The sequence below is a fragment of the Thioclava sp. FR2 genome (genome assembly GCF_051200875.1).
Taxonomy (GTDB): domain Bacteria; phylum Pseudomonadota; class Alphaproteobacteria; order Rhodobacterales; family Rhodobacteraceae; genus Pseudotabrizicola.
The window spans coordinates 1,983,052-2,009,935 of the sequence record NZ_CP195191.1 but is presented as its reverse complement, the minus strand read 5'-3'; the positions used below and the strand labels follow the sequence as shown (position 1 = coordinate 2,009,935).

The 26,884-nt window shown below is 58.7% G+C and carries 26 protein-coding genes; 17 read left to right on the top strand and 9 right to left on the bottom strand.

Annotation, left to right across the window (positions count from 1 at the left end):
* Position 1 precedes the first annotated feature (1 nt).
* Both ACSBLW_RS09770 and ACSBLW_RS09765 read right to left on the bottom strand, forming a co-directional pair.
* Positions 2-796: a hypothetical protein gene (locus ACSBLW_RS09770; protein WP_435256441.1), complete on the bottom strand. Its 795-nt coding sequence runs from the start codon at positions 794-796 to the stop codon at positions 2-4.
* Positions 786-1,604, bottom strand: a complete 819-nt coding sequence (locus ACSBLW_RS09765; RefSeq protein ID WP_435256440.1) for a sulfotransferase family protein — start codon at positions 1,602-1,604, stop codon at positions 786-788. Before ACSBLW_RS09765 ends, ACSBLW_RS09770 begins: the two co-directional genes overlap by 11 nt.
* A gap of 143 nt (positions 1,605-1,747) precedes the next feature.
* Here ACSBLW_RS09765 and ACSBLW_RS09760 point away from each other — a divergent pair, with 143 nt between their 5' ends.
* From ACSBLW_RS09760 to ACSBLW_RS09750, 3 genes are all read left to right on the top strand, one after another.
* Complete coding sequence (locus ACSBLW_RS09760; protein ID WP_435256439.1) at positions 1,748-3,325, top strand: DUF5928 domain-containing protein; 1,578 nt, start codon at positions 1,748-1,750, stop codon at positions 3,323-3,325.
* A gap of 25 nt (positions 3,326-3,350) precedes the next feature.
* The gene (locus tag ACSBLW_RS09755) at positions 3,351-3,704 is read left to right on the top strand and encodes an HIT domain-containing protein (protein WP_435256438.1); all 354 of its coding nucleotides are present in this window, start codon (positions 3,351-3,353) and stop codon (positions 3,702-3,704) included.
* Positions 3,705-3,793: 89 nt separating this feature from the next.
* On the top strand, positions 3,794-4,255 hold the full coding sequence (locus ACSBLW_RS09750; protein WP_435256437.1) for a DUF1203 domain-containing protein: 462 nt from the start codon (positions 3,794-3,796) through the stop codon (positions 4,253-4,255).
* Positions 4,256-4,398: 143 nt separating this feature from the next.
* Here the strand turns inward: ACSBLW_RS09750 and polA are convergent, their stop codons facing one another.
* Positions 4,399-7,239, bottom strand: coding sequence for a DNA polymerase I (gene polA / locus ACSBLW_RS09745; protein ID WP_435256436.1), 2,841 nt, complete (start codon positions 7,237-7,239; stop codon positions 4,399-4,401).
* 164 nt (positions 7,240-7,403) lie between these two features.
* On the opposite strand from polA, the gene ACSBLW_RS09740 reads away from it, so the two are divergent.
* Both ACSBLW_RS09740 and ACSBLW_RS09735 read left to right on the top strand, forming a co-directional pair.
* On the top strand, positions 7,404-7,604 hold the full coding sequence (locus tag ACSBLW_RS09740; protein WP_435256435.1) for a hypothetical protein: 201 nt from the start codon (positions 7,404-7,406) through the stop codon (positions 7,602-7,604).
* Between the two features lie 203 nt (positions 7,605-7,807).
* Positions 7,808-8,278: a GNAT family N-acetyltransferase gene (locus tag ACSBLW_RS09735; protein WP_435256434.1), complete on the top strand. Its 471-nt coding sequence runs from the start codon at positions 7,808-7,810 to the stop codon at positions 8,276-8,278.
* 54 nt (positions 8,279-8,332) lie between these two features.
* Here the strand turns inward: ACSBLW_RS09735 and ACSBLW_RS09730 are convergent, their stop codons facing one another.
* Together ACSBLW_RS09730 and ACSBLW_RS09725 are read right to left on the bottom strand one after the other, a co-directional pair.
* Positions 8,333-8,752 (bottom strand): hypothetical protein, encoded by a 420-nt coding sequence (locus ACSBLW_RS09730; RefSeq protein WP_435256433.1) that lies wholly within the window; start codon positions 8,750-8,752, stop codon positions 8,333-8,335.
* 235 nt (positions 8,753-8,987) lie between these two features.
* Positions 8,988-9,173: a zinc-finger domain-containing protein gene (locus ACSBLW_RS09725; RefSeq protein WP_435256432.1), complete on the bottom strand. Its 186-nt coding sequence runs from the start codon at positions 9,171-9,173 to the stop codon at positions 8,988-8,990.
* On the opposite strand from ACSBLW_RS09725, the gene ACSBLW_RS09720 reads away from it, so the two are divergent.
* Positions 9,172-9,360, top strand: a complete 189-nt coding sequence (locus tag ACSBLW_RS09720) for a hypothetical protein (protein WP_435256431.1) — start codon at positions 9,172-9,174, stop codon at positions 9,358-9,360. The genes ACSBLW_RS09725 and ACSBLW_RS09720 overlap by 2 nt on opposite strands.
* Here the strand turns inward: ACSBLW_RS09720 and ACSBLW_RS09715 are convergent.
* Positions 9,340-10,116 carry a hydroxypyruvate isomerase family protein gene (locus ACSBLW_RS09715; RefSeq protein ID WP_435256430.1) on the bottom strand — a complete coding sequence of 259 codons (777 nt, stop codon included), beginning with the start codon at positions 10,114-10,116 and terminating at the stop codon, positions 9,340-9,342. The genes ACSBLW_RS09720 and ACSBLW_RS09715 overlap by 21 nt on opposite strands.
* A complete protein-coding gene (locus ACSBLW_RS09710; RefSeq protein WP_435260085.1) occupies positions 10,116-10,694 on the bottom strand; it encodes a DUF1285 domain-containing protein in 579 nt (192 codons plus the stop codon). The genes ACSBLW_RS09715 and ACSBLW_RS09710 overlap by 1 nt, the downstream gene beginning before the upstream one ends.
* 85 nt (positions 10,695-10,779) lie before the next feature.
* Here ACSBLW_RS09710 and ACSBLW_RS09705 point away from each other — a divergent pair, with 85 nt between their 5' ends.
* The 5 genes from ACSBLW_RS09705 to ACSBLW_RS09685 all read left to right on the top strand — a co-directional run bounded on the left by ACSBLW_RS09705 (position 10,780) and on the right by ACSBLW_RS09685 (position 18,821).
* A complete protein-coding gene (locus tag ACSBLW_RS09705; protein WP_435256429.1) occupies positions 10,780-11,793 on the top strand; it encodes an AAA family ATPase in 1,014 nt (337 codons plus the stop codon).
* Positions 11,790-12,659: a DUF58 domain-containing protein gene (locus ACSBLW_RS09700; protein ID WP_435256428.1), complete on the top strand. Its 870-nt coding sequence runs from the start codon at positions 11,790-11,792 to the stop codon at positions 12,657-12,659. The genes ACSBLW_RS09705 and ACSBLW_RS09700 overlap by 4 nt, the downstream gene beginning before the upstream one ends.
* Before the next feature lie 3 nt (positions 12,660-12,662).
* Positions 12,663-15,434: a DUF4159 domain-containing protein gene (locus ACSBLW_RS09695; protein ID WP_435256427.1), complete on the top strand. Its 2,772-nt coding sequence runs from the start codon at positions 12,663-12,665 to the stop codon at positions 15,432-15,434.
* Positions 15,431-17,503, top strand: a complete 2,073-nt coding sequence (locus tag ACSBLW_RS09690) for a hypothetical protein (RefSeq protein WP_435256426.1) — start codon at positions 15,431-15,433, stop codon at positions 17,501-17,503. The genes ACSBLW_RS09695 and ACSBLW_RS09690 overlap by 4 nt, the downstream gene beginning before the upstream one ends.
* 70 nt (positions 17,504-17,573) lie before the next feature.
* Positions 17,574-18,821, top strand: a complete 1,248-nt coding sequence (locus tag ACSBLW_RS09685) for a flavin monoamine oxidase family protein (protein WP_435256425.1) — start codon at positions 17,574-17,576, stop codon at positions 18,819-18,821.
* Here the strand turns inward: ACSBLW_RS09685 and ACSBLW_RS09680 are convergent.
* Positions 18,799-19,494, bottom strand: a complete 696-nt coding sequence (locus ACSBLW_RS09680) for a DUF599 domain-containing protein (RefSeq protein ID WP_435256424.1) — start codon at positions 19,492-19,494, stop codon at positions 18,799-18,801. The two genes, ACSBLW_RS09685 and ACSBLW_RS09680, sit on opposite strands and share 23 nt — an antisense overlap.
* 104 nt (positions 19,495-19,598) lie before the next feature.
* On the opposite strand from ACSBLW_RS09680, the gene ACSBLW_RS09675 reads away from it, so the two are divergent.
* The 6 genes from ACSBLW_RS09675 (at position 19,599) to ACSBLW_RS09650 (ending at position 25,785) form a co-directional block, all read left to right on the top strand.
* On the top strand, positions 19,599-21,032 hold the full coding sequence (locus ACSBLW_RS09675; protein ID WP_435256423.1) for an FAD-linked oxidase C-terminal domain-containing protein: 1,434 nt from the start codon (positions 19,599-19,601) through the stop codon (positions 21,030-21,032).
* Positions 21,033-21,095: 63 nt separating this feature from the next.
* Positions 21,096-22,181: an FAD-binding protein gene (locus tag ACSBLW_RS09670; RefSeq protein WP_435256422.1), complete on the top strand. Its 1,086-nt coding sequence runs from the start codon at positions 21,096-21,098 to the stop codon at positions 22,179-22,181.
* A 1-nt stretch (position 22,182) separates the two neighbouring features.
* Positions 22,183-23,475, top strand: a complete 1,293-nt coding sequence (gene glcF, locus ACSBLW_RS09665) for a glycolate oxidase subunit GlcF (RefSeq protein WP_435256421.1) — start codon at positions 22,183-22,185, stop codon at positions 23,473-23,475.
* A 68-nt stretch (positions 23,476-23,543) separates the two neighbouring features.
* Positions 23,544-24,335 carry a trypsin-like serine peptidase gene (locus tag ACSBLW_RS09660; protein ID WP_435256420.1) on the top strand — a complete coding sequence of 264 codons (792 nt, stop codon included), beginning with the start codon at positions 23,544-23,546 and terminating at the stop codon, positions 24,333-24,335.
* Between the two features lie 48 nt (positions 24,336-24,383).
* Complete coding sequence (locus tag ACSBLW_RS09655; protein WP_435256419.1) at positions 24,384-25,190, top strand: trypsin-like serine peptidase; 807 nt, start codon at positions 24,384-24,386, stop codon at positions 25,188-25,190.
* A gap of 130 nt (positions 25,191-25,320) precedes the next feature.
* On the top strand, positions 25,321-25,785 hold the full coding sequence (locus ACSBLW_RS09650; protein ID WP_435256418.1) for an Hsp20 family protein: 465 nt from the start codon (positions 25,321-25,323) through the stop codon (positions 25,783-25,785).
* Positions 25,786-25,914: 129 nt separating this feature from the next.
* Here the strand turns inward: ACSBLW_RS09650 and mdh are convergent, their stop codons facing one another.
* A complete protein-coding gene (gene mdh / locus ACSBLW_RS09645; protein ID WP_435256417.1) occupies positions 25,915-26,877 on the bottom strand; it encodes a malate dehydrogenase in 963 nt (320 codons plus the stop codon).
* Positions 26,878-26,884 lie beyond the last annotated feature (7 nt).

Sequence of the window (26,884 nt, the reverse complement as noted above, 5' to 3'; positions counted from 1 at the left end):
CCTATTCCTCGGTTTCGCGGGCGGCTGACAGTCCGGCAAGAATATCTGATGGTTCTTCCCGCGCGGCCCATTCCTCTTTATGCGCCGCGCGTTCCAGTTCCAGAATTTCGGCAAAACTCGTCACTCTGGGCAGGCCATGACGCAGATGGCGCAACAGATGATGCGAGTGGATGACCCGGGGCACGGCATCCAGCGGTTCCCAGATATCGGCGATTGTCACGCGGCGCAGGTTGAATTCCGGCGGCAAGACCCAGAACCGCAGGTCCGATGCCCAAAGCAGATCACGCAAGGTAACCTGATCCCGTCCTTGCGCAGCAGCAACATAGGCCTCAGCCCAAGCCTGCAAGATGGCCATCATCTTCGCGGATTTGCGGTAATAGATGACCCCGGAATTGTGCTGCCCAAAAATATCGGGCGGCGTTTCCTTCCAGCCTGTGGTGATCAATCGGCTTGACCTGCGAACCTCATGGCTGATGCAAAGCTCAAAGCGGTCAAGCAGGTCAAACCCTTCCGCCAATGGCCCAACAACCAGCGTATCGCAATCCAGAAACAGCGTCCGGTCAAATCGTGTCGCAAGCATCCCGGCGATCTTGTCCCGCGTCCGTCCTTTGGGCAGCGGGCTGACCCAATCGAAAACCCCCGTCCGCACGCTGGCATCGGTCATGATTTCGATCGGCAATGTCGGATCCACCTGCCTTAGGGATAAGGCACTTTGCACCGCCAGATCGGCGTAATCCGCACCCTTGGCCACATAAAGTACACCGCGCGTTTCAGCTTGCGGCGCGTCAGTCCCCAAGCTTGGCATGCACTTCGTCCAGATCAATCTCGGCAATCGGCATCTTGTTGCCCGGATTGTCGAAATCGTATTTGAACAGCTGGAAATCGCGCTTGTAGATTTCCCAGACCAGATGGCGCGACAGGTCGTCGAAATAATCTTCGACCGGATGGAGACGCTTTGGGCCATGCCCCTCGCTTTCGTTAAAGCGCGGGATCTTTTTCAGATCAATTTTGTGCTTTTGCTTGGTGTGATCCAGCACCGTCTGCATGCCTTCATCGAATTTCTCGGTAAAGAAGATGTGGTCGTAACGCCCACCGTTACAGATATAGGTCGAGATATGGCCCGACATGGCCGACCAATGAATGTCCGGCTCCATCGGCTTTTTCCAGCGAATGGTGTCCCGCGCGAAAAGCAGAAAGCGGCGAAAGCTTTTGATCTGGTCAAAATCAAAGTCATTTTCCGGGCTGCCGACATCTACCCCGTATTTCTGCGCAAGTTGCGGCACCAGATTGCCGCGATAGCGCTTTCCGTTGCGCTGAATGCCGGCAATCTTGTCGAAAAAGCTAGACAGAATGCGAGTATAGGGGTTGCGAACACAGGTGAAGGCATAGCTTTTGTGGTGCTTCACATTCTGTTCGATCAAGGGCTGGCTTTCTTCCTGCGCCCATTTGTGCAGGCCCTTTTTCGAGTCGTGAATATCGCCGTCAAAGAATTTCCCGTGGTCCGAATAGAACATGATCTGGCCAATGGACGAGCAGGCACATTTCGGGACAACCCGATAGACCATGCTTTCGCTTTCCGTCATCCAAGTGCCGGGGAAACCCATTCTGCCGCTCCAAACCTCATTCGGACTTTTTCTGCCCGTTCCAAACTCTATGGCTAAAATCGCAAATAAACTCTGTCGTTTCAACGTGTGATGACGCTAATTAAAGAAACAGTGACTCGTCTGCCTCGGAAACCGTCGCCAACATGGCAAAAATCGCCTACATCCTGCTGACCCACAAAGACCCGGAGGGCGTGATCGCCCAGTCCGAACGTCTGACGGCGGCCGGTGACTACGTGGCGATCCATTACGATGGCCGTTCGCCCCTGAAAGACTTTGAGCGGATCCACAAAGCGCTGGAAAACAACCCCGGCGTCGTCTTCACCAAGCGCCGCCTGAAATGTGGCTGGGGGGAGTGGAGCCTTGTCGGCGCGTCGCTGATGGCGGTCGAAGCCGCGGCCGAGGCGTTTCCCCGCGCCACCCATTTCTACATGCTGTCGGGCGATTGCATGCCGATCAAATCGGCAGAATACGCGCATAGTTTTCTGGACCGGGACGATGTCGACTACATCGAAAGCGTCGACTTCTTCAACTCTGACTGGATCAAGACCGGGATCAAGGAAGAACGTCTGGTCTATCGCCACATCTTCAACGAACGCACCAACAAGGCATGGTTCTATCGGTCAATGGCCTTGCAAGACCGCCTTGGCCTGAAACGCAAGATCCCCGCCGACATCCAGATGCAGATCGGCTCGCAATGGTGGTGCCTGCGCCGCCGGACGGTCGAATTCCTGCTGGAATTCTGTGCCCGCCGCAAAGACGTGATGCGCTTTTTCAAGACAACCTGGATTCCGGACGAAACCTTCTTCCAGACCCTTGTCCGCCATCTGGTGCCAGAGCATGAAATCCGCTCGCGCACCCTGACCTTCCTCATGTTCACCGATTACGGGATGCCGGTCACCTTCTACAATGACCATTACGACCTGCTTCTCAGCCAGGACTACCTTTTTGCCCGCAAGATCAGCCAAGATGCGAAAGAGCTGAAAGATCGCTTGGGCAAGCTTTACACCAGCAAGGGCGCGCGGTTTCAGATTTCCAACGAAGGCCGCAGCCTGTTCAAATTCCTCAGTGGTCGCGGCCGGATCGGTCGCCGCTTTGCGCCAAGGTTCTGGGAACGCGAAAGCACCATTGGCCGCGAACGCCAGTTGATGATGGTCACCTGCAAGAAATGGCACGTCGCCAAACGCTTGGTCGAACGGGTGCGGCAGGTCACCAACATGCCGGCGATCGACTATCTCTTCAACGAAGACACGACGAACCTGCCAGATCTGGGCGGCATCCAGACAACGCTAGAAAAACGGACCCGCCACCGCCGCGCGCTGGTGCGGATGCTGTTTGACTATTGGGAAACAGACCGGCTGATCTTTTGCATCGACCCGGCAAATGTTGACCTGATGCAGGACTTCTACAACGACAAGGCAGCAGTCCGGCTGTTGGAAATCGAATGCGATTTCACCGACGATTATCTGATCGGCCACGCCCGCCGCGTGGGACTGGCCGGCGACCGGACCCCGCAGGAAACCATCGACCGGCTTTTGCCCACGATCCGTTATGATGTGAAATTCGAATCCGACCGGATCCGCGATGCGGGCTTCTCGGGGTTCCACCGCATCAGACAATCGGCCACGGTGGACGAAAACACCATGCCTTTGGCTGAATTCCTTGGTATTCCCGTGGACAAGGCGCACGATATCGCGGCGACCGAATATCTCTTTGTCGATTGAGGACTGGCACTTGGCTTACGATCCGATGAATGTTTTTGCCCGCATTCTGCGTGGCGAGATTCCGAACAAGACCGTTGTGGACAGCGCTCATACGCTGGCCTTTCATGACATTGCCCCCTCGGCCCCGGTGCATGTGCTGGTGATCCCCAAGGGCGCATATGTTGATTTCGCCGACTTTGCGGCCAATGCCAGTGCCGAAGAGATTCTCGACTTCCACCGCACCGCGGCCAAAGTCTGTGAAATCACGGGCGTAAAACCGGGAGAGGGCTTCCGCGCCATCACCAATTCTGGCGCGCATGGCGTACAGGAAGTGCCGCATTACCACCTGCACATCCTTGGCGGGCGGGTGATGGGTCGCATGGTCGCGCGCACGGACTGACCGAGCGATCTGACCGAAAGCGCAAATTCCGGGTCGCACGGTCGCGGTCAAAACCGGCACATGGGGCAATCCAGAAAAGGAGTTTCTCCATGATCCGTTTTTCCCCAATTCCCACCGAAACCGCACGCCACTATCAGGCGGGCGGACTGGACGCGAATGGTATGCCCCCGGAAGCCGCGGTCAGCGACGGCGGCGGCAATCCCTGCCGCCATTGTCTGAAGATGATCGCTGAAGGCGAGGCGATGTTGGTTCTGGCCCATCGGCCCTTTCCGGCCCCCCAGCCCTATGCCGAGCTTGGGCCGATCTTTCTCTGCGCCAAGGCTTGCGCGGCGGGCGGCGGCACAGAGCTGCCCGCAATGCTGGCCTCACCAGACTATATCTTGCGCGGCTATGGGGAAGATGACCGGATCGTCTATGGCACCGGGGCCGTGACACCAACCGCCGCAATCCCTCAAAGATCCGAGGCCCTGTTCGACGATCCGCGCGTGGCCTATCTGCACATCCGCAGCGCCCGCAACAATTGCTTTCAATGCCGGGTGGATCGCGCCTGACCGACGCCTGTTGAATTGCGCCCGCACCTTGTCGGGGCGGGCAAGCCTTTTCTCTCGCCTCTGGCCTGCGGCCAACCGGCGAGGCGGGCCTCCGGCGGGGATATTTGGGCCAAGGTAAAGGGGCAGGGGCGTTTTCGGGGCGGTCAGTGTGCTTCGGCCCAGTTCGCGCCTTTGCCGGCATCGACGACCAGCGGCACCTTGAGCCGCACCACAGGGTCTGCGGCGCCTTCCATCACATCGCGGGCGGTTTTGATCAGCGCCTCGGCCTGATCCTCGGCGACCTCGAACAAGAGTTCGTCATGGACCTGCAACAGCATCTTGGCATCCATCCCGTTGATCGCTTTGGGCATGCGGATCATGGCGCGGCGGATCACATCGGCGGCGGTGCCTTGGATCGGTGCATTGATCGCGGCCCGTTTGGCAAAGCCTGCCCCCGGACCCTTGGCGTTGATGTCAGGCGTATGAATTTTGCGACCAAACAGGGTTTGCACATGCCCGCTTGCCTGCGCGAACTTGACCGTTTCCGACATGTATTCCTTGATGCCCGGAAAGCGTTCGAAATAGCGGTCGATAAAGCCCTGTGCCTCGGCCCGCGGGATGCGCAGGTTGCGGGCGAGGCCAAAGCCGGAAATCCCGTAGATTACGCCAAAGTTGATGGCCTTGGCTTGCCGCCGGATATCGGACGTCATCTGGTCCAAGGGTACGTTGAACATCTCGGAGGCCGTCATCGCGTGAATGTCGATCCCGTCCTTGAAGGCCTGCTGCAGGCTGGGCAGATCGGCGATATGGGCCAGAATGCGCAATTCGATCTGGCTGTAATCAAGGCTGACGATCACCCGCCCCTTGGGCGCGACAAACGCCTCGCGGATGCGGCGGCCCTCTTCGGATCGGACGGGGATGTTTTGCAGGTTCGGATCGGTCGAGGCCAGACGCCCGGTATTGGCCCCGGCGATGGAGTAGGAGGTATGGACCCGCCCGGTTTCGGGATTGATATGGGTTTGCAGCGCGTCGGTATAGGTCGATTTCAGTTTCGACAATTGCCGCCAATCCAAGACCAGCGCGGCCAGTTTCGCGCCCTCGGGGTGGGTGTCTTCCAGCGTCGTCACATCTTCCAGCACATCGGCTCCTGTGCCATAGGCCCCGGTCTTTCCCTTTTCGCCGCCCGGCACGCCCATGCGGTCAAAAAGGATCTCGCCCAATTGCTTGGGGCTGCCCACATTGAACGGCTCGCCCGCGACCTGGCCGATCTCATCCTCCAGCCCCGCCATTTTCTGTGCGAAAGCATTGGACATGCGCGAAAGCGTGTCGCGGTCAACCTGAACGCCGGCCATCTCCATTTCGGCCAGAACCGTGACAAGCGGACGTTCCAGAGTTTCATAGACCGTGGTGACCTTGGCCCTGTGAAGTTGCGGCTTGAACGCCTGCCACAGGCGCAGGGTGATATCGGCATCTTCGGCGGCATATTTCACCGCATCGTCAATCGCCACGCGGTCAAAGGTGATCTGGCTTTTGCCCGACCCCAGCAAAGATTTGATCGGGATCGGCACATGGCCCAGATAGGTTTCGCTCAGCCCGTCCATGCCATGATTGTGCAGGCCCGCGTGCATGGCGTAAGACATCAGCATCGTGTCATCAAAGGGCGTGATGCGTACCCCGTGGCGGGCGAAAATCTTCCAGTCATATTTGATGTTCTGTCCGATCTTCAGAACCGCGGGGTCTTCCAGCACGGGTTTCAGCGCCGTCAAAGCTGCCTCAAGCCCCAATTGCCCTTCGGCCAGATCGTTTGACCCGAACAGATCGCCGCCACCTTGGCGATGGCCGACCGGAATGTAACACGCCTTCCCAGCCTCGACCGAAAGCGAAATCCCCACCAACTCGGCCCGCATTTCATCCAGCGACGTGGTTTCCGTATCCACCGCCACATGGCCAATATCGCGGATGCGATCGATCCAGACCTGAAGCGACGCCAGATCGCGCACGCATTCATAGGCGGCATGATCGAAGGGCACCTTTTCAAGGACGGTTTCGGGTTCGTCATGCGCAGCATCGCCGCCGCCAAAGCCCGCACCTTCCGGCACGGCCGGGGCTTCGACCTTCAGCTTTTCCGCCACCCGCCGGGTCAGTGTGCGGAACTCCATTTCTTGCAGGAACGCCAACAGCTTTTCCGGCTCCGGATCTTTCACTTCCAGACTGTCCAGACCGAAATCCAAAGGCACCGCGCCGTCCAGACTGACCAGACGCTTGGAGATTCGGATCAACTCGGCATTCTCGATCAGAGCCTCGCGGCGCTTCGGCTGTTTGATCTCTCCGGCACGTTCCAGCAGCGTTTCCAGATCGCCGTATTCGTTGATCAAGAGTGCCGCCGTCTTCAGCCCGATCCCCGGTGCGCCCGGCACGTTGTCAACCGAATCCCCGGCCAGCGACTGCACATCGACCACCCGGTCCGGCCCCACACCGAATTTCTCGAACACCTCATCAATGCCGATCAGCTTGTCTTTCATCGGGTCGCGCATTTTCACGCCATTGCCGACCAGCTGCATCAGGTCTTTGTCGGACGAAATGATGGTGCATTCGCCCCCCGCCTCAACCGCCTGACGCGACAGCGTGGCGATGATGTCATCGGCCTCAAAGCCCGGAATTTCCAGACAAGCCACGTTAAAGGCCCGTGTCGCATCGCGGGTCAGCGGGAATTGCGGGCGCAGATCCTCGGGCGGTTCGGGGCGGTTTGCTTTGTATTTGTCGTAAATCTCGTTGCGGAAGGTTTTCGACGAGTAGTCGAACACCACGGCCAGATGGGTCGGGGCTTCCTTGCCGCCATTCCGCGTCAATTCGTTCCACAGAATGTTGCAGAACCCGGCTACGGCCCCCACGGGCAAGCCATCGGATTTCCGCGTAAGCGGCGGCAGCGCATGATAGGCGCGGAAGATATAGGCCGAGCCGTCAATCAGATGCAGATGGCAGCCCTTGCCAAATCCTTCAGCCATATCTCGCTCTCCCGCTGTCTTTTGCATCCTGTTCGTTCGGCCAAGTCTTGCCACGTTCTTGAGGGCGCTTCTACCCTTGCTCTTGGCTCGGGGCGCATCGGCAGGCACAATAGCCTTGGGTTAGGGCCTTCCCGAACCTCCCGGTTTTGAGTGCGGAGAATGATATGGGGCGTGTTGTCTATTCCGGTATTGGCCTGATCCTGGGCTATGTCGCGGTTGCGGTCGCAGGGGTGACGCTGTCTTCCATTGCAGCCATCAGCCAATCCGAAGGCGCCTATATGATGGGCGTGTTTTTCTTCTGGGCACCCTTGGGCGCTGTGGTCGGTGGGATCACAGGCTTTCTCATGGCGCGGCCAAAATCGTAACGGCCCTTGACGAAGGCCCAAACGCGGCGCATCGTGCCGCCCATGTTGCACCTGATGAACATCTCTTCGTTTTATTGGACCGACGCCATATAGGCGGCCGGGCAGCGTTTCACAGCCAGAAACCAAACCCCAACAGGCCGCCCGCGACGGGCAGGCCAAGGCAAAAGGTTCCCCGCGCGGGCCGCGGAAAAAGGAACCAGACCATGACCCGAAAACACGTCACCATCCGCCTTGCCGCGCCCGAGCATCTGCCCGAGGTGCACCGCATGCTCATCGCCCTTGCTGCCCATCACGGCGATGAGGCGACCATCACCCCCGATGTCTTGCAGCGCATTGCCATGCAGGGGCCGGGGGCGCGACTGATCGTGGCCACGCTGGATGATAGCCCGCAACGCCACCCGGTTGGCTACGCCCTCTTGCTACTCCGCCCGAACATGGTCACCGGCACGCAGGCCTACATCATTGACCACCTTTTCGTGCAGGAACCGCTTCGGCATCAAGGCATCGGACGGGCGCTGATTGAAGGCGCAAAGAAACTGGCGCTTGAAGAAGGCCGCCAGGGCCTGACCATCGGGACGCATCCTGAAAATGATGCCGCAATTGTCGCCTACCGCGCTATGGGTCTGGCCGAACTGCCCCAGCCCGGCCCACGCTTCGCCGTTGAAATTGCCTGAACCCCTCATAGGCCGGGCGGTGTCACCGCCCGGTCCGCCAAAGGCAAAGCCTTGTCATCGCAGAGCTTCGGGCATGGGTTTGTCCTCGCTAACCTGATCCCAGGCATGTCCGGCAATCGACCACCGCCCATCGGATTTCACCAGTAGATAGCCGCTTACGTCGTGGTTCATCTCCACGCCATTCTCCAGCATTTCAGACAGGGCAAGGACCACGGCAATATTGCCAAAGCGCAGGATCCGCATCCCCTGCGTGTGTTCTTCAAAGGATTGCAGGTTTTTCCGCGCCACTGTCTCCATCCGATCGATGAAGCCGTCCACCGACCGTACCGCCACAGGCCGTGCTGCACCGAGGAGGATCGCGCCTTCCAGAAAATCCGCACGAAAGCGGTCCCAGTCCGGCGCCGATCCGTCTCCCCATTTCATGGCGTCAAAATGCGCCCCGATCAGCGCGCGAATCTCGGTATCGTCGTCCATCCTGTCCTCCCTCAGGTCGCCGGCGCTGGGGGCCCTGACATCGAACGGAATTCAAAACGGCAACTCGCACCGGGCCTTGCTCCACGATGAAGCAAAGTCTATGCGTGTTTGCCCGCCAGCAAAACGGCTTTTTGTGTGTTTTGAAGGTCGCCACGGCGCTTGCTGTCTAAGCAAGGGTCAGTCAGTAGGATGTGACGCAAGCCATCAGCGCCCAAGCAGGGCAGTGCGTGTCCTGTCAGTGGTCGTCATGCGCGTGGTCGCGGTCGATCACATAGCGTTTGTCGCAATAGCCGCATTCGACCCAGCCGGTATCGTGGGGAATGGTCAGCCAGACGCGCGGATGGCCAAGCGCCCCTTCGCCACCGTCGCAGGCAACCTTCCAGCTGGTCACAACCTGAGTTTCGGGGGCTTCGATCGACATGGCGGAATCCTTTGCTGTGCTGCGGCAGTATAATACGGAAAATGCCGAGCGGGGCAAGGCTTCAGCCACCAAAGGGCAGGGGGGCGTGGGCAAGGCTGTGACCACGGATGAAACACGGAAAAACCACGGGTATCCCACGGAAAGCACACGCAGAATTCGGGTGATTTCAGGCGCCGATGGGCCGTGAGCGGCCCTTCAACGCCTGCAGCCACATCAGCCCGTGAACCGTTGCCCGTGCAGGCCGATATTCGGCGGCGATCCAGACCTCGCGCTCCATCTCATCAATCTCCCGGCACAGCGCCGTCAGATCAAATCCGCCCCCACCGGGCTCATGCCGGCCCGGAAATCCGGCTATCTGCACATGCGAGATCTGATCGCGATGCGCTGCCCAAACCGCTGTGGCGTTTCCATGAATTCGGGCCGCGTGCCACACATCATATTGTAGGCCAACCTGCGGAAGGCTTAGATCTTGGATGATCCGGGCCGCCTGATCAAAGTCATTCAGGAAATATCCCGGCATGTCATCGGGGTTGATCGGCTCGACCGTCAGCATCTGCCCCGGCGCACTGGCGCAAGCCCAAGCCAGATTTTCCCGGAAAATTTGCTCGGCCTCGGGTCCGCGTGCAACTCCGGCCATGACGTGAATTCTTTTTGCGTTCAATCGGTTGGCTACCTCTGCCGCGCGCAGAAATCCGTCGCGAAAGCGATCTTCCTGCCCCGGAACAGCCGCAAACCCCCGCTCTCCCGCCCCCCAGTTGCCCGGAGGCGTGTTGATCAGCGCAACCGGAAGACCGGCCACCGACTTTTCCCACTCTGCCACCGGATGGTCATAGGGAAACAGGATTTCCACGCCATCAAACCCGGCCTGAGCCGCCAATTCGGCCCGCTGCAATGCGGGCACTTCGGTAAAAAGAAGCGTCAGATTCGCGGCGAAACGGGGCATCAGGTCAGATCAGCCGAAGGGATGATAGGAAAGAACACACCGCTGGAACGCACCCCGAACCAGCTTCCGTCGGGCCTTTCTTCATGGCTGCCAAGGTCAATCAGCCGATAGAACGACTTCCGATCAATCAAGGCTTCCAGATTGGCGCGGATCAGAATGTAGGGCGAGGGCTCTCCGCTTTCCGCGTCCCGCACCACACGGATGGGGTGTTCTGGTCCCGCAACCGTAACATCTTCGGTCTTGGTGTGAAAGGTCAGCACCTGATCTGCGCCCTTGTTCTCAACATCGAAATCCACGGCCACCATCGGCGCATCTTCGACGACGATGCCCACCTTTTCGACCGGCGTCACCAGAAAATACTTGTCGCCTTCCTTTTTCAGAATCGAAGAGAACAGTTTGACCAATCCAGCCCGACCAATCGGCGTGCCTTCGTGGAACCATGTTCCATCCCGCGCGATACGCATGTCCATCTCGCCGCAATAGGGCGGGTTCCACAAATGGACCGGAGGCGGCCCTTTCTGCTTTGGCAGGGCAGAAAGCGATTGCGACAGCCCGTCTGCCGAAGGTTTCACGATCATTTGTCCGCGTTCTGTTTTTGCCATTTGTGCCGGGGGCAATAGTTTGGTTCTAATGCCACCATATACACCGGTGAGGAGCCTTGTCATGGCCAATGACCCGCAAACACACGACCTTGTGGCCGATATTGAACGGTTGGGGGCGCAGTTAGCCGACGCCAAGGCCTCGATCAACAAGCGTTTCATCGGTCAGGAACGGGTGGTTGAACTTGTTCTGTCCTCAATGCTTTGCGGCGGCCATGCGCTTCTCGTAGGCCTTCCGGGGCTGGGAAAGACGCGCCTTGTCGATACGCTTTCGACGGTCATGGGGCTAAAGGAAAGCCGTATCCAGTTCACCCCGGATCTGATGCCTGCCGACATTTTGGGGTCTGAGGTGTTGGAAAGCGCCAAGGATGGCAGCCGAGCATTTCGCTTTATCGAAGGGCCGATTTTCTGCCAGCTTCTTATGGCCGATGAAATCAACCGCGCCAGCCCGCGAACGCAATCGGCTCTGTTGCAAGCCATGCAGGAAAAAGAAGTCACCATCGCCGGTCAGCAACGCCCCTTGGGCAAGCCGTTTCACGTTCTGGCGACCCAGAACCCGATTGAGCAGGAAGGCACCTATCCTCTGCCCGAAGCGCAATTGGACCGGTTTCTGGTTCAGGTCGATGTCGAGTACCCCGACCGCGCAACCGAGCGTGATATCCTGATCGCAACAACGGGCGCAGAAGATGCTCAATCTTCTCAAGTGTTTACCGCCGAAGACTTGCTAAGCGCCCAGTCTGTTCTGCGCCGCATGCCGGTCGGTGACAAAGTTGTGGAAGCGATCCTCGATCTGGTTCGCGCCTGCCGTCCGGGCGAAGCAGAAGGGCGTGATCTGGAGGGCAGCCTGTCATGGGGGCCAGGGCCGCGAGCGGCGCAGGCCTTGATGTTGACCGTGCGCGCGCGCGCCTTGCTGGATGGGCGGTTGGCGCCTTCGGTGGCCGATGTTGCCGCCCTTTCGCGGGCCGTTCTGACCCACCGGATGTCTTTGTCCTTTGCCGCTCGGGCGCGCGGGGAAACACTGGGCGGCATCATTGACCGGGTCACGACTCGCACCCTTGGCCTAGAGGTCGCTGCGTGAGCCCGACACTACAAAGCCGGGCGGAAACGCTTGGCCAGTCTTTGCCCGCGCTTTTGGCCGAGGCAGAGCTTCTTGCTGCGACAGTGATGCTGGGGGAACATGGGAGAAGACGGGCAGGCCAAGGTGACGAATTCTGGCAATATCGCGCTGCGGCCCCGGGCGACACGGCAAGGATGATTGATTGGCGACGCTCTGCCCGTTCCGATCAAACCTTTGTCCGAGAGAGGGAATGGCAGGCTGCACAATCGGTTTCGTTGTGGGTCGATCCGTCAAAGTCGATGGCATTCTCGGGTGATACATCGCGCCCACCAAAGGCCGAGCGGGCGCAGTTATTGGCTTTGGCGATTTCGGTCCTTCTGCTGCGGGGGGGCGAGCGGGTCGGTTTGGTAGGCGGTTCCGCCGCGCCACGTCCCGGGCGGGGGCAGATTTTAAGGCTTGCTACGCTGCTTGCGGGGGATCAAACTTCCGAGGAATACGGCGCACCAACGGCTGACGGAATGGTCAATCATGGGCGGGCGCTTTTCCTTTCGGATTTTCTGGGTGACTTGGCCCATGTGGAGGCCGCGTTGATTGCGGCAGCCGATCGTGGTGTTCGAGGGGCAATCCTGCAAATCCTTGACCCGGCAGAAGAAGATTTTCCGTTCCACGGGCGAACCATCTTTGAATCGATGGGTGGCGGTGTTCGGCATGAAACACAGCAGGCCGGCGATTTGCGCGACCGCTATCTGACGCGGCTGGCAGAACGTAAGGAAAGGCTGTCGGAACTTGGGCGCGCGGTCGGCTGGCATGTGGGGACACACCATACTGGCCAACCGGCCCAATCTGCGCTGCTTTGGGCCTATCGGGCCTTGGAACGGGGGCAATAGCGCATGTTCATGCTTGGCCCAATCGGTTTTGCGACGCCCCTGCTCTTGCTCGGGCTTTTGGCGCTGCCGATCCTTTGGCTGTTGCTTCGGGCCGTGCCGCCTGCGCCTGTGCGTCGGCGCTTTCCGGGCGTGGCTCTGCTTTTGGGTTTGCAGGACAAGGACAGCGAAACGGACAAGACCCCTTGGTGGCTGCTTTTGATCCGGATGCTGGCCATTGCTGCGGCAATCATCGCCTTTGCTGGTCCAGTCTTGAACCCGCGAGAGCGTGTTGCGGGAACAGGGCCACTGCTGATTGCCCTAGACGCGACATGGGCCGATGCCAGGGATTGGCCAAGGCGGATGGACCGCGTGGCCGAATTGGTGGAAGAGGCCGGTCGCGACGGGCGGACCGTCGCTTTGGTGCGATGGACGGATGCGCCGGGCGAAATCGCCTTTCAGACAGCGGATGCCCTGCTTGTGCGATTGGCGGGCGTCGCCCCGCAGGCATGGGCACCAACGGACTTGGCCGCTTGGGCCAATTCCTTGCCCGAGGGTGGATTTGATACCTATTGGCTGTCTGACGGTGTTGATCATGCCGACCGTGCGGTCCTTATGTCGGCCCTTTCCGCCAACGGGGTAGTGACTGTCTTTGAAAGCCCGCGTCCAGTATTTGCTTTGCGCCCTGCTGGTTTCGCTGATGGTGCCATTCAGTTGTCGGCCAGTCGCCTTTCTGCCGCAGAGCCTTTGGCTCTCGAGGTTGTTGCGCGCGGGCCTGACCCTGCCGGGATTGAACGTGAACTTGCCCGGGCGATCTTTGACTTTGCTGCTAGTAGTACCGATGCGGAAGTGGCGCTTTCCCTACCACCCGAGTTGCGTAACCGGATCACCCGATTTGAACTGGCAGGCATCAGGTCGGCCGCAGCGGTCAGCCTGACGGATGACAGTCTTAAACGCCGGAAGGTTGCGCTTTTTGGCGGGCGGGATGATCGGGAAGGTTTGCAACTTTTGTCCCCCACGCACTACCTGCGGCAGGCCTTGGCGCCGGTGGCCGACTTGATGGAAGGCAGCCTGACCGACCTTCTTTTGGCTTCACCGGATGTCGTTATTCTGGCCGATGTCGCGAAGCTTAGTCAGACAGAGACCGATGCCATTCTGGATTGGCTGGATGAAGGCGGGATGCTTCTGCGTTTTGCTGGACCTCAACTGGCAGCAAGTGATGTCAGTCGTTTTGAGGAAGACCCGCTGATGCCCGTGCGCCTGCGCGAAGGTGGCCGAACGGTCGGTGGCGCGATGAGCTGGGGGGAACCAAAAACACTTGCCCCCTTTGCCGAAGACAGCCCCTTTCATGGGCTTCGGGTTCCAGAAGATGTCGAAGTGACCGCGCAGGTGTTGGCGCAACCTGACCCTAATCTTGCAGAGCGCACGATTGCCGCTCTTGCCGATGGGACGCCTTTGGTCACGCGAAAGGCCGTGGGGCAGGGGCAGGTCGTGCTGGTGCATGTCACTGCAAATGCGGAATGGTCGAACCTGCCGCTTTCGGGCCTTTTCATGCAGATGCTTGAACGGCTTGCTGTTTCCACGCGGCCAGTGGCTGCGGATGCCGCAGATCTGGCTGGGCAGGTTTGGGTTCCCGAGATCGTTCTGGACGCCTATGGCCAGCAAGCGGATGCAGGTGAAAAGCCGGGCGTTTCGGGTGATATCTTGGGAAGCGGCCTTGTTTCTGGCCCGGGCCCCGAACTACAGCCCGGGCTTTACGCGGGGGATGAACGGCGGGTCGCATTGAATGTGGTCGGTGCGGAAACCGTTCTTGCCCCGGCCACTTGGCCGAACGGGACGACGATTGAGGGTCTGGAAAAATCATCAGAGCAATCCCTTAAGGGGGCCTTCCTGTCTGGCGGATTGATCCTGCTGATGGTTGATATTCTTGCGGCACTTCTGGTTTCGGGGCGCCTGCCCGGCCTTGCACGGGGGGCAGCCACTGGCCTTGTGCTTATGACAGTCTTTGTTGCCGCCCCCCAGAAATCTGCCGCACAGGAAAGCAAGGACGCCCTAGCGCTGGAGGCCACCACTGGGCTGGTTCTGGCGCATGTGGTGACGGGTGATGCCCGCGTCGATGAGGTGACCCGACAGGGCCTGATCGGTCTTGGGAACATCCTTTGGGCAAGAACCTCGATCGAGCCTGATGACCCGATTTCGGTTGATATTGAAACCGATGAACTGGCGTTTTTCCCTTTCCTTTATTGGCCTGTTTCGACCGCGCAGCCCCTTCCGTCGGCTGCCGCCTATGCCAAACTGAACGACTATTTGCGGACCGGCGGCATGATCCTTTTTGACACGCGGGATGGCGACCCTTCTGGCGCCGCCACCTCGGCAGAGGCACAGCATCTGCAACGGCTTGCGGCCGGACTGGACATCCCTCCCCTGGAACAGGTTCCGACCGACCACGTCCTGACGCGGACTTTCTATCTTCTTCAATCCTTCCCGGGGCGTTCTGTGCGAAGCCCCGTATGGGTTGAAGCCGCCCCACCTGATGCCGAGCAAGTTGAAGGGATGCCGTTTCGCAACCTGAACGACGGCGTGACACCCGTGGTCATTGGCGGAAATGACTGGGCTGCGGCTTGGGCCGTTGACGACAACGGAATTGCGCTTCTACCCGTCGGGCGCGGCTTTGCGGGCGATCAGCAGCGCGAGATGGCCTATCGTTTTGGGGTAAACCTGATCATGCATGTGCTGACTGGAAACTATAAATCCGATCAGGTTCATGTGCCTGCTTTGCTGGACAGGTTGGGCCAATGACGCAGTCGTTGATCTTTGACCCTCTGATCCCTTGGGCCGTGTTCTGGATTGCGGTTGGTCTCGGCGTTGTTTCTCTGTCGATTGCTGTTTGGCGCGGTCTGGTGGGCTGGTGGCTGCGCGGCTTGGCGATGGCCGTAATTTTTGCCGCATTGGCCAACCCGTCGTTGCAGGAAGAAGATCGCCAGCCACAGACCGATATTGTCATTGCGGTGGTTGATGAAAGTGCCAGCCAAAAGTTGGGCGACCGGACCTCTCAAGCCGCTCAGGCCCTTGCTGCGGTCGAGGCCGAGGTGGCTGGGCTGGAAAATACCGAATTGCGGGTCGTTCGGTTCGGTGATGGTGCCGAAAACGCGGGCAGCTTGGCACTGACGGCTTTGGCCGAGGCGGTTGCCGAAGAGCCGCGGGCAAGGCTTGCGGGCGCGATCCTGATCACAGACGGCCGCGTGCATGATTTGGAAATTGCACCAAATCTACCAGCTCCGCTGCATGTTTTGCTGACGGGGCGAGAGGCCGATTGGGACCGACGTTTGATTGTCAGGAACGCCCCCGCCTTTGCCATATTGGGCGAAGAGTTCAGGCTAACCTTGCGGATCGAAGATGAAGGGCGCGTTCCTACGGCTGTAGCGGGCATGGCCGAACTGACCATCGCAGTCGACTCCGATGCGCCGCAAACCTACACGGTGCCGGTTGGTGAAGATCTGGAACTTCCTGTAACTCTGCCACACGGTGGGATGAACGTTTTGCAGTTCAGCCTCTCTCCGGTTGAAGGCGAGCTGACCGACCGCAACAACGCAGCGGTCGTTCAGATCAACGGCGTCCGCGACCGGTTGCGCGTGCTTCTGGTTTCTGGAGAGCCTCATGCCGGAGAGCGGGTTTGGCGAAATCTGCTGAAATCAGACGCGTCAGTAGACCTTGTACATTTCACGATCCTTCGGCCACCCGAAAAGCAAGATGGCATTCCGGTTTCCGAACTGTCTCTGATCGCGTTTCCGACTCGCGAATTGTTCGTGGAAAAGATCGACGAATTTGATCTGATTGTGTTCGACCGTTATCGGATGCGTGGCATTCTTCCGATGTCCTACATGGAAAACATCGTGAACTACGTTCGGGGCGGTGGAACGGTCTTGGTCGCTGCCGGTCCGGAATATGGGGCGGTCGACTCGATCTGGCGATCGCCGCTGGCCGAAATTCTGCCCGCTGATCCAACGGCGCGTGTCATTGAGCAGGGTTTTAAACCAGAGCTGACCGAACTTGGTCGGCGTCATCCAGTGACCGAGGGTTTAGATGCCTTGGCCCCGGAAGGCGGGTGGGGGCGTTGGTTCCGAATGGTGGATGTGACTCCGCGTGAAGGCCAGATCGTGATGGAAGGCCCGGACAACCGCCCGCTGCTGATCTTGAACCGCGTTGAGGAAGGCCGCGTTGCCGTTTTGTCGTCGGACCATGCTTGGCTTTGGGGCAGGGGGTATGAAGGGGGCGGGCCGCAGTTGGAATTGCTGCGCCGCTTGGCGCATTGGATGTTGAAAGAACCCGAGTTGGAAGAGGAGACGCTGACCGCGACGGCCAATGGGCAGGTCATGACGATCATCCGGCGCTCGATTGCCGACGTCGATCCCGGAGATGTTCGGATCACTGCCCCGGATGGCACCGTCACAACATCGCCGATGGAAGAAAAGTCGCCCGGCCGGTTCGAAACGGTCTGGGAGGCGCCCGACTTGGGCCTTTACCGGCTGGAACAAGGGGAACTTTCGAGGGTTGTGGCACTTGGCCCATCGGCGCCGCGGGAATTCGAACAGACCATCGCCAGCGGTGAACCGCTCGCCGATCTCATTGCTCAGACGAATGGTGGCATTCTTCGTTTCGAAGAGGGCAGCCCAGACATTCGTGCCGTGCGCGAGGGTCGGCAGGCATTTGGGCGCGGATGGATTGGAATAACGCCGCGTGAGGCCTATGTTACCCAAGATGTCCGGATTGCCGCTTTGTTGCCCGGCTGGGTCTGGTTGGTTTTGAGTGCCTTCCTTTCGGTCTTGGCTTGGCTGGTCGAGGGACGCAGAAGCGCCCGACGCGCCTAAAGACTTTCGCGACTCATCCCGTTCTGGCACCCTCTCTCCTTAATTTTATTTAGGCGATTGTGGGGTGGTCATGTCCGAGGTCGATGTTGTCATCGTCGGTGCCGGTGCGGCTGGATTGGCCGCGGCAAAGGCACTTCGTGGCTTGGGGATCAGCTTTGTCGTTCTTGAAGCGATGGACCGGATTGGCGGACGGGCGCTGACGACAGACGCCGATTTCGGGGTGCCGTTTGATATTGGCTGTGCCTGGCTTCATGCTGCGGATCGCAATCCATTTTTTCCTGAGGCGAAGGCCGCAGGATGGACCCTTTATCACCACGATATGGCCTTGGATCATCTTTGGTTCGGGACACGGAAGGCAGATCCCGCCGAAATGGACAGAATGCGAGAGGCCGAGGCGGCGCTTTCTGCCTGTATCGAGGCGCATTCCGGGCCTGATGATCGTCTGTCGGCCCTTATTCACAATTGCCATTGTTTGCGGGCAAATTCTACTTTCGCGGGCCCAATGGATTTTGGGGCAGATGACGATGAGATTTCGATCGCTGACTTTCGTACGGCTGCCGATCTGGATCCGAACTATTTCACGCGCGAGGGCTTTGGAGCCTTGATTCACCGATGGGGCGCGGACGTGCCGGTCAAGACCGGTGCTGCGGTTCGCAGAATAGTCTGGGATGGCCCCGGCGTTCGTATTGAGGGAAACTTTGGTGTGGTAGAGGCGGGGGCCTGCATCGTGACAGTATCAACCGGCGTTCTGCAATTCGAGGATATTGCCTTCGCGCCCGCTCTGCCCGTCGCCCATCAAGAGGCGATCTTTGATTTGCCGATGGGGCTGTTGACCAAGATACCGCTTGCTGTTTCCGGGACGAGGCTGGGCTTGCAGGCGTTCGACGATCTCTTGATTGAACGCCATGCGAAGCACGATCTGTTCTTTCTGGCCTTCCCCTTCGACCTTGATCTTATGGTGGGCTTTGTCGGAGGTGATTTCGCTTGGGAAATGGAGGCGGCCGGGGCCGCGGCGGCTGTCGATTTTGCGACTGACCGTTTGGTTGATCTTTTTGGTTCTGACGTTCGGCGGCATGTGGGGCATGGGACGATGACAAATTGGGGAGGGGAACGGCATGTCCGTGGCGCTTACGCTGCGGCGCGACCGGGCAAGGCTGAGGCCCGAATAACGCTTTCCCAGCCAGTCGGAGACCGGATCTGGTTCGCGGGTGAGGCTTTGGCAGGATCGCTGATGCAGACGGCGGCCGGGGCGCGTTTGTCAGGGGAGGCGGTTGCACATGCTGTGGCCGGCAAGATCAAGGCTGCCGGCGCAGCATGACTTCCCTTGATTGAGAGGCAAATTCGCGCCGTAACAGAACGATGGTCGCCGCGAGGCCTGCTACGGTCACAGCTATAGGGCCGAGAAGCCACGCCAAGGCCGCGAGCGCGAAATAGATGGACCTTAGCCCGCGATTGAAACTTTTCGCGGCGGTTATGTTGATTTCGGCCGCCTGTTCGGCACGGTGATAGGCAAGCGGGTCAGCGGGATCATTTGGCACTGCTGCCATCAAGATTGAGCAATATCCAAACAGGCGGTGAGCCCAGACAAATTTAAGCAGCGCGTTCGCGAGAAATGCGAGCACAAAGATGATTTTCAGCTCGATCACGAGGCTGTTCGCTTCAAGTGTCAAATCCTGAGCAAGGCCCTGCAGTTGCGCCGCATTTCCGATCAGGGCCACGCCGCCGCCGATGGCCAGCATGCAGGCTGAGGCAAAGAATGCTGTACCTTGCCGCAACGAGTCGATGACGTTGGCATCGAAAATTCTTGGACTACGGGTGACGAACTGTTTCATCCAGTCGCGCCGATAGTCGCCCACCAGGCGTGAAACAGATATGCGCGATGCCGGCGGATGTTCGACAGCGAAGCCCGTGCCCCACCACATTGCCAGAACAGCGATGCAGGCCAGTAGATCGGGGACAGACAGAGATTGGAGCGGGAATGGGTACATCATGCCCGCGACAATATCTCTCGACTCTTTGCTACGCTACGCACAAATTGGTTATTTATTTTTACCAATTCTTCGCGTATTGTCGCTCAAATTGCACGAGGTATGCCATGGAAATGCCAAAGCCGAACAGCATGATCCTTTCAGCGAAAGCAAGGATTGTTGCGCGATTGTCGGAAGTATTGCCGGCGGATGCTGTGATTTCCGACGAAGCAGAGACCCGTGCCTATGAATGTGACGCACTGACGGCCTATCGTTGCCCGCCTTTGGCAGCGGTCCTGCCGCGGACGACCGAGGAAGTTTCGGCCGTGCTGCGGATTTGCCATGAGGAAGGCGTTCCTGTCGTGCCACGCGGATCAGGCACGTCACTTGCCGGCGGTGCGTTGCCGACCGCAGATGCCGTGATCCTTGGCGTCAGCCGCATGAGTGCGGTGATCGAAACGGATTACGAGAACCGGTATATTCACGTTCAGTCTGGCCGGACAAATTTGTCGGTCACCGGCGCGGTTGAGGCGGACGGCTTTTTCTATGCCCCTGACCCGTCCAGCCAGCTGGCCTGCGCGATTGCCGGAAACATCGCCATGAACTCTGGCGGCGCGCATTGTTTGAAATACGGTGTCACGACGAACAACCTGCTTGGCGTGACGCTGGTTCAGATGGATGGGACCATCGTAAAGATTGGTGGCCCCTTCATGGATGCCAGCGGGCTGGACCTGTTAGGGATCATTTGTGGCTCTGAAGGGCAGCTTGGCGTGGTGACCGAAGCCTGGTTGCGGATCCTGCCAAAGCCAGAAGGTGCGCGTCCCGTTCTAATGGGATTTGATCGCAACGAGGTGGCCGGAGAATGTGTCGCCGACATCATCAAGGCCGGTATTCTGCCGGTGGCAATCGAATTCATGGATCGCCCCTGTATTGAGGCGACCGAAGCTTTCGCAAAGGCGGGCTATCCGATGTGTGAGGCTTTGCTGATTGTCGAGGTCGAAGGTAGCCCGGCGGAAATTGATGAGCAACTTTCACTGATCAAGGACATCGCTGCCCGGCACAATCCGGTAGAACTGCGTGAGGCTGCGGATGAAGAGCAGGCAAAGCGCATCTGGCTGGGGCGGAAATCGGCCTTTGGCGCGATGGGGCAGATCAATGATTACATGTGTCTCGATGGAACAATTCCCGTTTCGTCCCTGCCCTATGTGTTGAAACGTATTGGCGAGATGAGCAAAGACTTTGGGCTGGATGTCGCCAATGTCTTCCACGCTGGGGATGGCAATATGCACCCGCTGATCCTTTTCAATGCAAACAAACCCGGGGATCTGGAGAAATGTGAGGCCTTCGGGGCGGAGATTCTGAAGCTTTGCGTCGAGGTTGGGGGATGCCTGACCGGAGAACATGGCGTTGGCATCGAAAAGCGCGACTTGATGACGGTTCAGTTCGACCCAGCCGATATGGAAGCCCAGCTTCGGGTCAAGGATGTCTTTGATCCAAAATGGCTTTTGAACCCTGCCAAGGTTTTCCCGCTTCACGTTACTGCAAGCCGCCGCGCTGCCTGAAGCGCTAGAGCGGGGAAAGGCAACCCCGTTCGCGCAAAGGAATTTTCAGGAAAGGGACTCTTCATGAAACCGCAATCCGAGGCGGAACTTGCCGGACTTATCCGGGACGCTGAACGCCCCTTTGTAATTGTTGGGGGGGGGACCCGCAGTATTGGCGAGATCGAGGGGGAAGTTCTTTCGACAGTGGCGCTGAAAGGGATTGAACTGTACGAGCCCGGCGCCCTGACATTGGTTGCGCGTGCAGGTACGCCTTTAGACGAGGTTGAAGCCGCCTTGGCCAAGGAAGGGCAGAGATTGCCATTCGAAGTTCCCGATTACCGCAAGCTCTTTGGTCGTATCGGGGAAAGCACGATTGGCGGTGTGGTTGCTGCGAATGCCAGCGGCCCGCGCCGTGTTCAGGCAGGCGCTTGTCGAGACAGCTTGATTGGCATTCGCATGGTGACAGGGCAGGGCGAGGTCATCAAGAACGGTGGCCGCGTCATGAAAAACGTGACGGGCTATGATCTTGTCAAACTGATGGCCGGCTCGTGGGGAACGCTTGGGGTTCTAACCGAAGTGAGCTTCAAAGTTCTTCCCGTGCCTGAAGCGCATGCAACGCTGGTTCTGACGGGCTTGGACAATTCTGCTGCCGTGGCTGCCATGTCGTCCGCGCTTGGTTCACCTTTCGAGGTCAACGGGGCAGCCCATATCCCAGGAGAAGGGACATTCCTGAGGATTGAGGGCTTTAGGGCGTCGGTCTCCTATCGGTCCGAACAGCTGCGCAAACATCTGGCTTCACACGGCAATGTTGAAATCCGGGAAGGGGGCGGCCTTTGGTCCTCAATCCGTGACATTGGGCCGTTTCATGGAAAGTCCGGTGATATCTGGCGCATCGCGATAAGACCTTCGGACGCACCTACTATGGCCGAGCGTCTCAACGCGGAGCAGGTCTATTTCGATTGGGGGGGCGGGCTCATTTTCGTCCTGGCAGAACCGGGCACGGATTTGCGAAACCGCATGGGAAGTTTCGAAGGCCATGCGACGCGGATTAGGGGCAGGGGAGAAGGTGCGTTTCATCCCGAGCCGCCGGCTGTAGCGGCACTGACGCGGGGGCTTCGTGCCAAGTTTGATCCGCGCGGACTTTTTAACGCTGGTCTGATGGGGGCCTGAGATGCAGACGAACTTCACCGCAGAGCAACTGAAAGACCCCGGAATCAAACGTGCGAACGAAGTACTTCGGACCTGTGTACATTGCGGATTTTGCACGGCGACATGCCCGACCTATCAGGTTCTTGGCGATGAGCTGGATAGCCCTCGGGGACGGATCTATCTGATCAAGGACATGCTTGAAAACAATCGGCCCGCGGACGAAAAGACGGTCAAGCATATTGATCGCTGCCTGTCTTGTCTGGCCTGCATGTCGACTTGCCCTTCGGGGGTGCATTACATGCATTTGGTTGACCATGCGCGCGAGTATATCGAGGCCACCTACAAGCGCCCTCTGATGGATCGAATGCTTCGTTCTGTCTTAGCGCAGATAATTCCTTACCCAACGCGCTTCCGCTTGGCGCTGCTGGCGGCAAAGATCGGGCGGCCCTTTGCCTTCCTGATGCCGGATGCGCGGCTGAAGGCGATGCTGCAAATGGCACCGAAACGCATTCCCGCCGTCAGTCGCAATGATGACCCGCAAAGTTTTGCCGCTGTGGGGGAGCGTAAGATGCGGGTGGCTTTGATGACCGGCTGCGCCCAGAAGGCGCTGAATACGGACATCAATGACGCGACCATCCGAATCCTTCGCCGCCTTGGCTGCGAAGTGGTCGTGGCTCAGGGGGCAGGGTGCTGCGGTGCGCTGACGCACCATATGGGGAAAGCTGACCAAAGCCATGCCTCTGCGGCCGCGAATATCCGGGCCTGGATGGCGGAAAAGAACAACCTAGGGCTGGACGCGATTGTCATTAACACCAGCGGCTGTGGTACCACCGTAAAAGATTACGGCCATATGTTCCGCGATGATCCCTTGGCTGCTGATGCCGCGACCATTGCCGGGATGGCGATGGATATTTCGGAACTGTTGGTGAAGCTGAGCTTGCCCGAAGGGAATGCGAAAGAGCAGACCGTGGCCTATCATGCCGCCTGTTCGCTTCAGCATGGCCAGCAGATCAAAACATACCCAAAGGACCTGCTGAAACGGGTTGGTTTCAAGGTTGTGGAACCTGCCGACCCGCATTTGTGCTGCGGATCGGCGGGTACCTATAACCTGTTGCAGCCAGAGATCAGCCAGCAACTGAAAGAGCGCAAGGTCAAGACGCTGGAGGCGCGGAAGCCCGATATCATCGCTGCCGGGAATATTGGCTGCATGATGCAAATCGGCTCTGGCACCGAAGTTCCGATCGTGCATACGGTCGAACTCTTGGACTGGGCGACCGGCGGCCCAAAGCCGCGCGCTTTGCAAGATTTGGCATAGGTGTTCGGACAGCCATAAATCTGCCCAACTCCTTTGCCATGTCGGTCTGGAAGTGAAGGGGAGGTTTCATGCGGCTTGTCGCGGCGATTGGTGTTTTGTTTGGGCTGGTTTTTCCGGCTTTCGCACAGGATGCCGGTCTAAAATCCCTTCAGACAGGTAATGACAGCCGTGGTTGGGAGGCAGTTGGCCGATTGAATCTCGGTGATCGCGGCTTTTGCACGGGTTCACTGATTGCAGATGATTTGGTTCTGACAGCCGCGCATTGCCTTTTTGACAAGGAAACCGGCGCGAGTATTGATCCGACAACGATTGAATTCTTGGCTGGTTGGCGAAATGGCCGTGCTGCAGCCTATCGCAGTGTAACCAAAGCCGTCGCTCATCCAGAGTATGTGTACGGTGGACATGAAAACATCGACCGTGTGCCGTATGATATCGCGGTTCTGAGGCTGGATCAGCCAATTAGGTTGCCGTCGATCCTTCCCTTCGAGACCAACGACCAACCCAAACAAGGGGATCAAGTTGAGGTGGTTTCCTACGCGCAGGATCGTTCCGAGGTGCCATCACTTCAGCAGCTTTGTCACGTTCTGGAAAACCGCAATGGCATTGTGATCTTTTCCTGCGATGTCGATTTCGGTTCTTCTGGTGCCCCCGTATTCTCGATGAGAGATGGTCGACTGCAAATTGTGTCTGTTGTCTCCGCCAAAGCCGAACTTGCGGGTCGGAAAGTTGCCTTGGGGATGCCGCTGACCGGCCCACTTGATCTACTCTTGAAAAAAATGGCCGAGGGTGGGTCCAAGCTTTCTCCGAAGAATGTGCGTGTCCTGTCCGGTGGCTCTGGTGGAAAATTCATCAAGCCTTAGGCCAGACTTGGGAGCAAGGCGTTGAAAATTTTAAATATCCTTCTTCTCTTGTCACTTCTCCTTGGCGGTGCTGCGCAGGCCCAGAACTCGGGTCTTGAACGACTGACGCGCGCCGATCAGATCACAAGCTGGAAGGCCGTTGGCCGCGTGGATCTTGGGGCGAATGGTTTTTGCACGGGCACGCTCATCGCGGCAGACCTTGTCCTGACGGCCGCACATTGCCTCTATGACAGGGCCGGGCAGTCGGTGGCGCCGGAAAAGATCATCTTTCGTGCGGGATTTGCAGATGGAATTTCCGTCGCCGAAAGCCCGGTGCAGCTTGTTGTGGCTCATGCTGACTATTCCCCGTCCGCAAATGGGCGCTCTTCCATGGACCAAGTGATGCATGATGTTGCCCTGCTGCAATTGTTGTCACCGATCTCCACGTCGCTTGTGCCGCCTTTTGCCGTATCGTCACCGGGAGATGGCGACGAGGTTAGTGTAGTGTCCTACGCGCGCGGACGTTCCGAGGCGCTTTCCTGGCAACGCGCTTGTTCGGTGTTGGGACGGAGGTCCGGACTTATCGCCATTGATTGCGATGTGACCTTTGGATCGTCCGGCGCGCCGGTGTTTGATCGGTCGCGTGGGAGAGCCCAGATCGTTTCGATCATTTCGTCCGGTGGAACGGATGGCACAAAGAACGTGGCTCTGGGGATGGAATTGCCTTCGCTCATATTGGATTTGAAAGCGCAGCTGCGCGCCGGTCGAGGTGTGCAAGGGGCGTCTGGACAACCAACCGCTTCGGTTCGCCGGATTACGGTCGGCTCCGGCGGAGGCGCATCTGGTGCCCGTTTCATCAAGGCTCCCGGAAGCTGACCTTCCCCCTTGAATAGCGCAGTAAGGCTTCCCAACTGTTGTGTATCCGGATGCCAATAGGGTCCGGAAAAACGGCCAGCCCGGCATCCGGGGGGCCACACCATAGCATCGCTTTTCGAAAGGATGACCCATGCGTAGTTTCGACCTTGCCCCGCTTTATCGTGCGACTGTCGGTTTTGACCGTATCGCAGATCTTATGGATCGCGCGCTGAGCGCAGATGTGGCGCAACCGACCTATCCTCCTTACAACATCGAAAAAACGGCTGATGATGCTTACCGCATCTCGATTGCCGTCGCTGGTTTCACGCCCGATGAACTTTCGGTCGAGGTGAAAGATGGCGCGCTATTCGTAGCTGCTCGCAAGGCGCCGGAAGAGGGGGAAAAGACCTACCTTCATCGCGGAATCGCCACACGGGCTTTTGAACGCCGCTTCGCCCTAGCTGACCATGTTCGCGTGACGGGTGCGACACACGAACACGGCATGTTGCATGTCGATCTGGTTCGCGAAACGCCCGAAGCCCTGAAACCCCGCCGTATCGAAATTGGTCGTTCTGGTGATATTCAGGCCAAGGCAGTTGAAAAGCTCGACGCCTGATTGCCTGTAGGCCTTTGAGAGTTGGCCCGTCGGATATCCCGGCGGGCTTTTCCGTTCTAAGGCATCAAATGCAAAAAAAAGGGCGCGCATCTTTCGATACGCGCCCCTTCTTTTCAAAACGAAAAAGGATCAGGCCAGCGAGGGATCAATGCCCTTGCAGGCTTCGACGAGGCCTTTGACGGCGTCGATCGACTTGTTCATCATCGCCTGCTCTGCATCGTTCAGCTTGATGTCGACAACCTTTTCGATACCGCCAGCCCCGATGATCGTCGGAACGCCGACATACATGCCGTCAAGGCCATAGGCGCCTGTCACATAGGCCGCACAGGGCAGCAAGCGCTTTTGGTCTTTCAGATAGGCTTCTGCCATTTCGATGGCCGAGGTTGCCGGAGCATAATATGCCGAACCGGTTTTCAGCAGGCCAACGATCTCGGCACCGCCATCGCGGGTGCGCTGGACGATGCCGTCCAGTTTCTCTTGGGTGGTCCAGCCCATTTCAACCAGATCCGGCAGAGGAATGCCAGCGACAGTCGAGTAACGGGTCAGCGGGACCATGGTGTCGCCGTGGCCACCCAGAACAAAAGCAGTGACGTCGCGCATCGAGACGTTGAATTCGACGGACAGGAAGTGGCGGAAGCGTGCAGCGTCCAGAACGCCTGCCATGCCAACGACTTTCTCAGCCGGCAGGCCCGAGAATTGTTGCAGAGCCCAGACCATTGCGTCCAGGGGGTTGGTGATGCAGATCACGAACGCGTTCGGAGCGTGCGCTTTGATACCTTCGCCGACTGACTTCATGACTTTGAGGTTGATGCCCAGCAGGTCGTCGCGGCTCATGCCCGGCTTGCGCGGAACGCCAGCGGTCACGATGCAGACATCGGCACCAGCAATGTCCTCGTAGGAATTGGTTCCTTTGAGAACGGCGTCAAAGCCTTCGACCGGGCCGCACTGAGCCAAGTCCAGCGCCTTGCCCTGAGGGGTGCCTTCAGCGATGTCGAAGACGACGATGTCGCCGAGTTCCTTGGTTGCGGCGAGGTGGGCGAGCGTGCCGCCGATCTGGCCTGCACCGATAAGGGCAATCTTGGGTCGTGCCATGAGTCCG

Bases quoted from the DNA above. Each gene is read 5' to 3' on its own strand.
- ACSBLW_RS09765 (WP_435256440.1), bottom strand. From the start codon at position 1,604: ATGGGTTTCCCCGGCACTTGGATGACGGAAAGCGAAAGCATGGTCTAT.
- ACSBLW_RS09760 (WP_435256439.1), top strand. From the start codon at position 1,748: ATGGCAAAAATCGCCTACATCCTGCTGACCCACAAAGACCCGGAGGGC.
- ACSBLW_RS09755 (WP_435256438.1), top strand. From the start codon at position 3,351: ATGAATGTTTTTGCCCGCATTCTGCGTGGCGAGATTCCGAACAAGACC.
- ACSBLW_RS09750 (WP_435256437.1), top strand. From the start codon at position 3,794: ATGATCCGTTTTTCCCCAATTCCCACCGAAACCGCACGCCACTATCAG.
- polA (WP_435256436.1), bottom strand. From the start codon at position 7,239: ATGGCTGAAGGATTTGGCAAGGGCTGCCATCTGCATCTGATTGACGGC.
- ACSBLW_RS09740 (WP_435256435.1), top strand. From the start codon at position 7,404: ATGGGGCGTGTTGTCTATTCCGGTATTGGCCTGATCCTGGGCTATGTC.
- ACSBLW_RS09735 (WP_435256434.1), top strand. From the start codon at position 7,808: ATGACCCGAAAACACGTCACCATCCGCCTTGCCGCGCCCGAGCATCTG.
- ACSBLW_RS09730 (WP_435256433.1), bottom strand. From the start codon at position 8,752: ATGGACGACGATACCGAGATTCGCGCGCTGATCGGGGCGCATTTTGAC.
- ACSBLW_RS09720 (WP_435256431.1), top strand. From the start codon at position 9,172: ATGGCGGAATCCTTTGCTGTGCTGCGGCAGTATAATACGGAAAATGCC.
- ACSBLW_RS09725 (WP_435256432.1), bottom strand. From the start codon at position 9,173: ATGTCGATCGAAGCCCCCGAAACTCAGGTTGTGACCAGCTGGAAGGTT.
- ACSBLW_RS09715 (WP_435256430.1), bottom strand. From the start codon at position 10,116: ATGCCCCGTTTCGCCGCGAATCTGACGCTTCTTTTTACCGAAGTGCCC.
- ACSBLW_RS09710 (WP_435260085.1), bottom strand. From the start codon at position 10,694: ATGATCGTGAAACCTTCGGCAGACGGGCTGTCGCAATCGCTTTCTGCC.
- ACSBLW_RS09705 (WP_435256429.1), top strand. From the start codon at position 10,780: ATGGCCAATGACCCGCAAACACACGACCTTGTGGCCGATATTGAACGG.
- ACSBLW_RS09695 (WP_435256427.1), top strand. From the start codon at position 12,663: ATGTTCATGCTTGGCCCAATCGGTTTTGCGACGCCCCTGCTCTTGCTC.
- ACSBLW_RS09690 (WP_435256426.1), top strand. From the start codon at position 15,431: ATGACGCAGTCGTTGATCTTTGACCCTCTGATCCCTTGGGCCGTGTTC.
- ACSBLW_RS09685 (WP_435256425.1), top strand. From the start codon at position 17,574: ATGTCCGAGGTCGATGTTGTCATCGTCGGTGCCGGTGCGGCTGGATTG.
- ACSBLW_RS09680 (WP_435256424.1), bottom strand. From the start codon at position 19,494: ATGATGTACCCATTCCCGCTCCAATCTCTGTCTGTCCCCGATCTACTG.
- ACSBLW_RS09675 (WP_435256423.1), top strand. From the start codon at position 19,599: ATGGAAATGCCAAAGCCGAACAGCATGATCCTTTCAGCGAAAGCAAGG.
- ACSBLW_RS09670 (WP_435256422.1), top strand. From the start codon at position 21,096: ATGAAACCGCAATCCGAGGCGGAACTTGCCGGACTTATCCGGGACGCT.
- glcF (WP_435256421.1), top strand. From the start codon at position 22,183: ATGCAGACGAACTTCACCGCAGAGCAACTGAAAGACCCCGGAATCAAA.
- ACSBLW_RS09660 (WP_435256420.1), top strand. From the start codon at position 23,544: ATGCGGCTTGTCGCGGCGATTGGTGTTTTGTTTGGGCTGGTTTTTCCG.
- ACSBLW_RS09650 (WP_435256418.1), top strand. From the start codon at position 25,321: ATGCGTAGTTTCGACCTTGCCCCGCTTTATCGTGCGACTGTCGGTTTT.
- mdh (WP_435256417.1), bottom strand. From the start codon at position 26,877: ATGGCACGACCCAAGATTGCCCTTATCGGTGCAGGCCAGATCGGCGGC.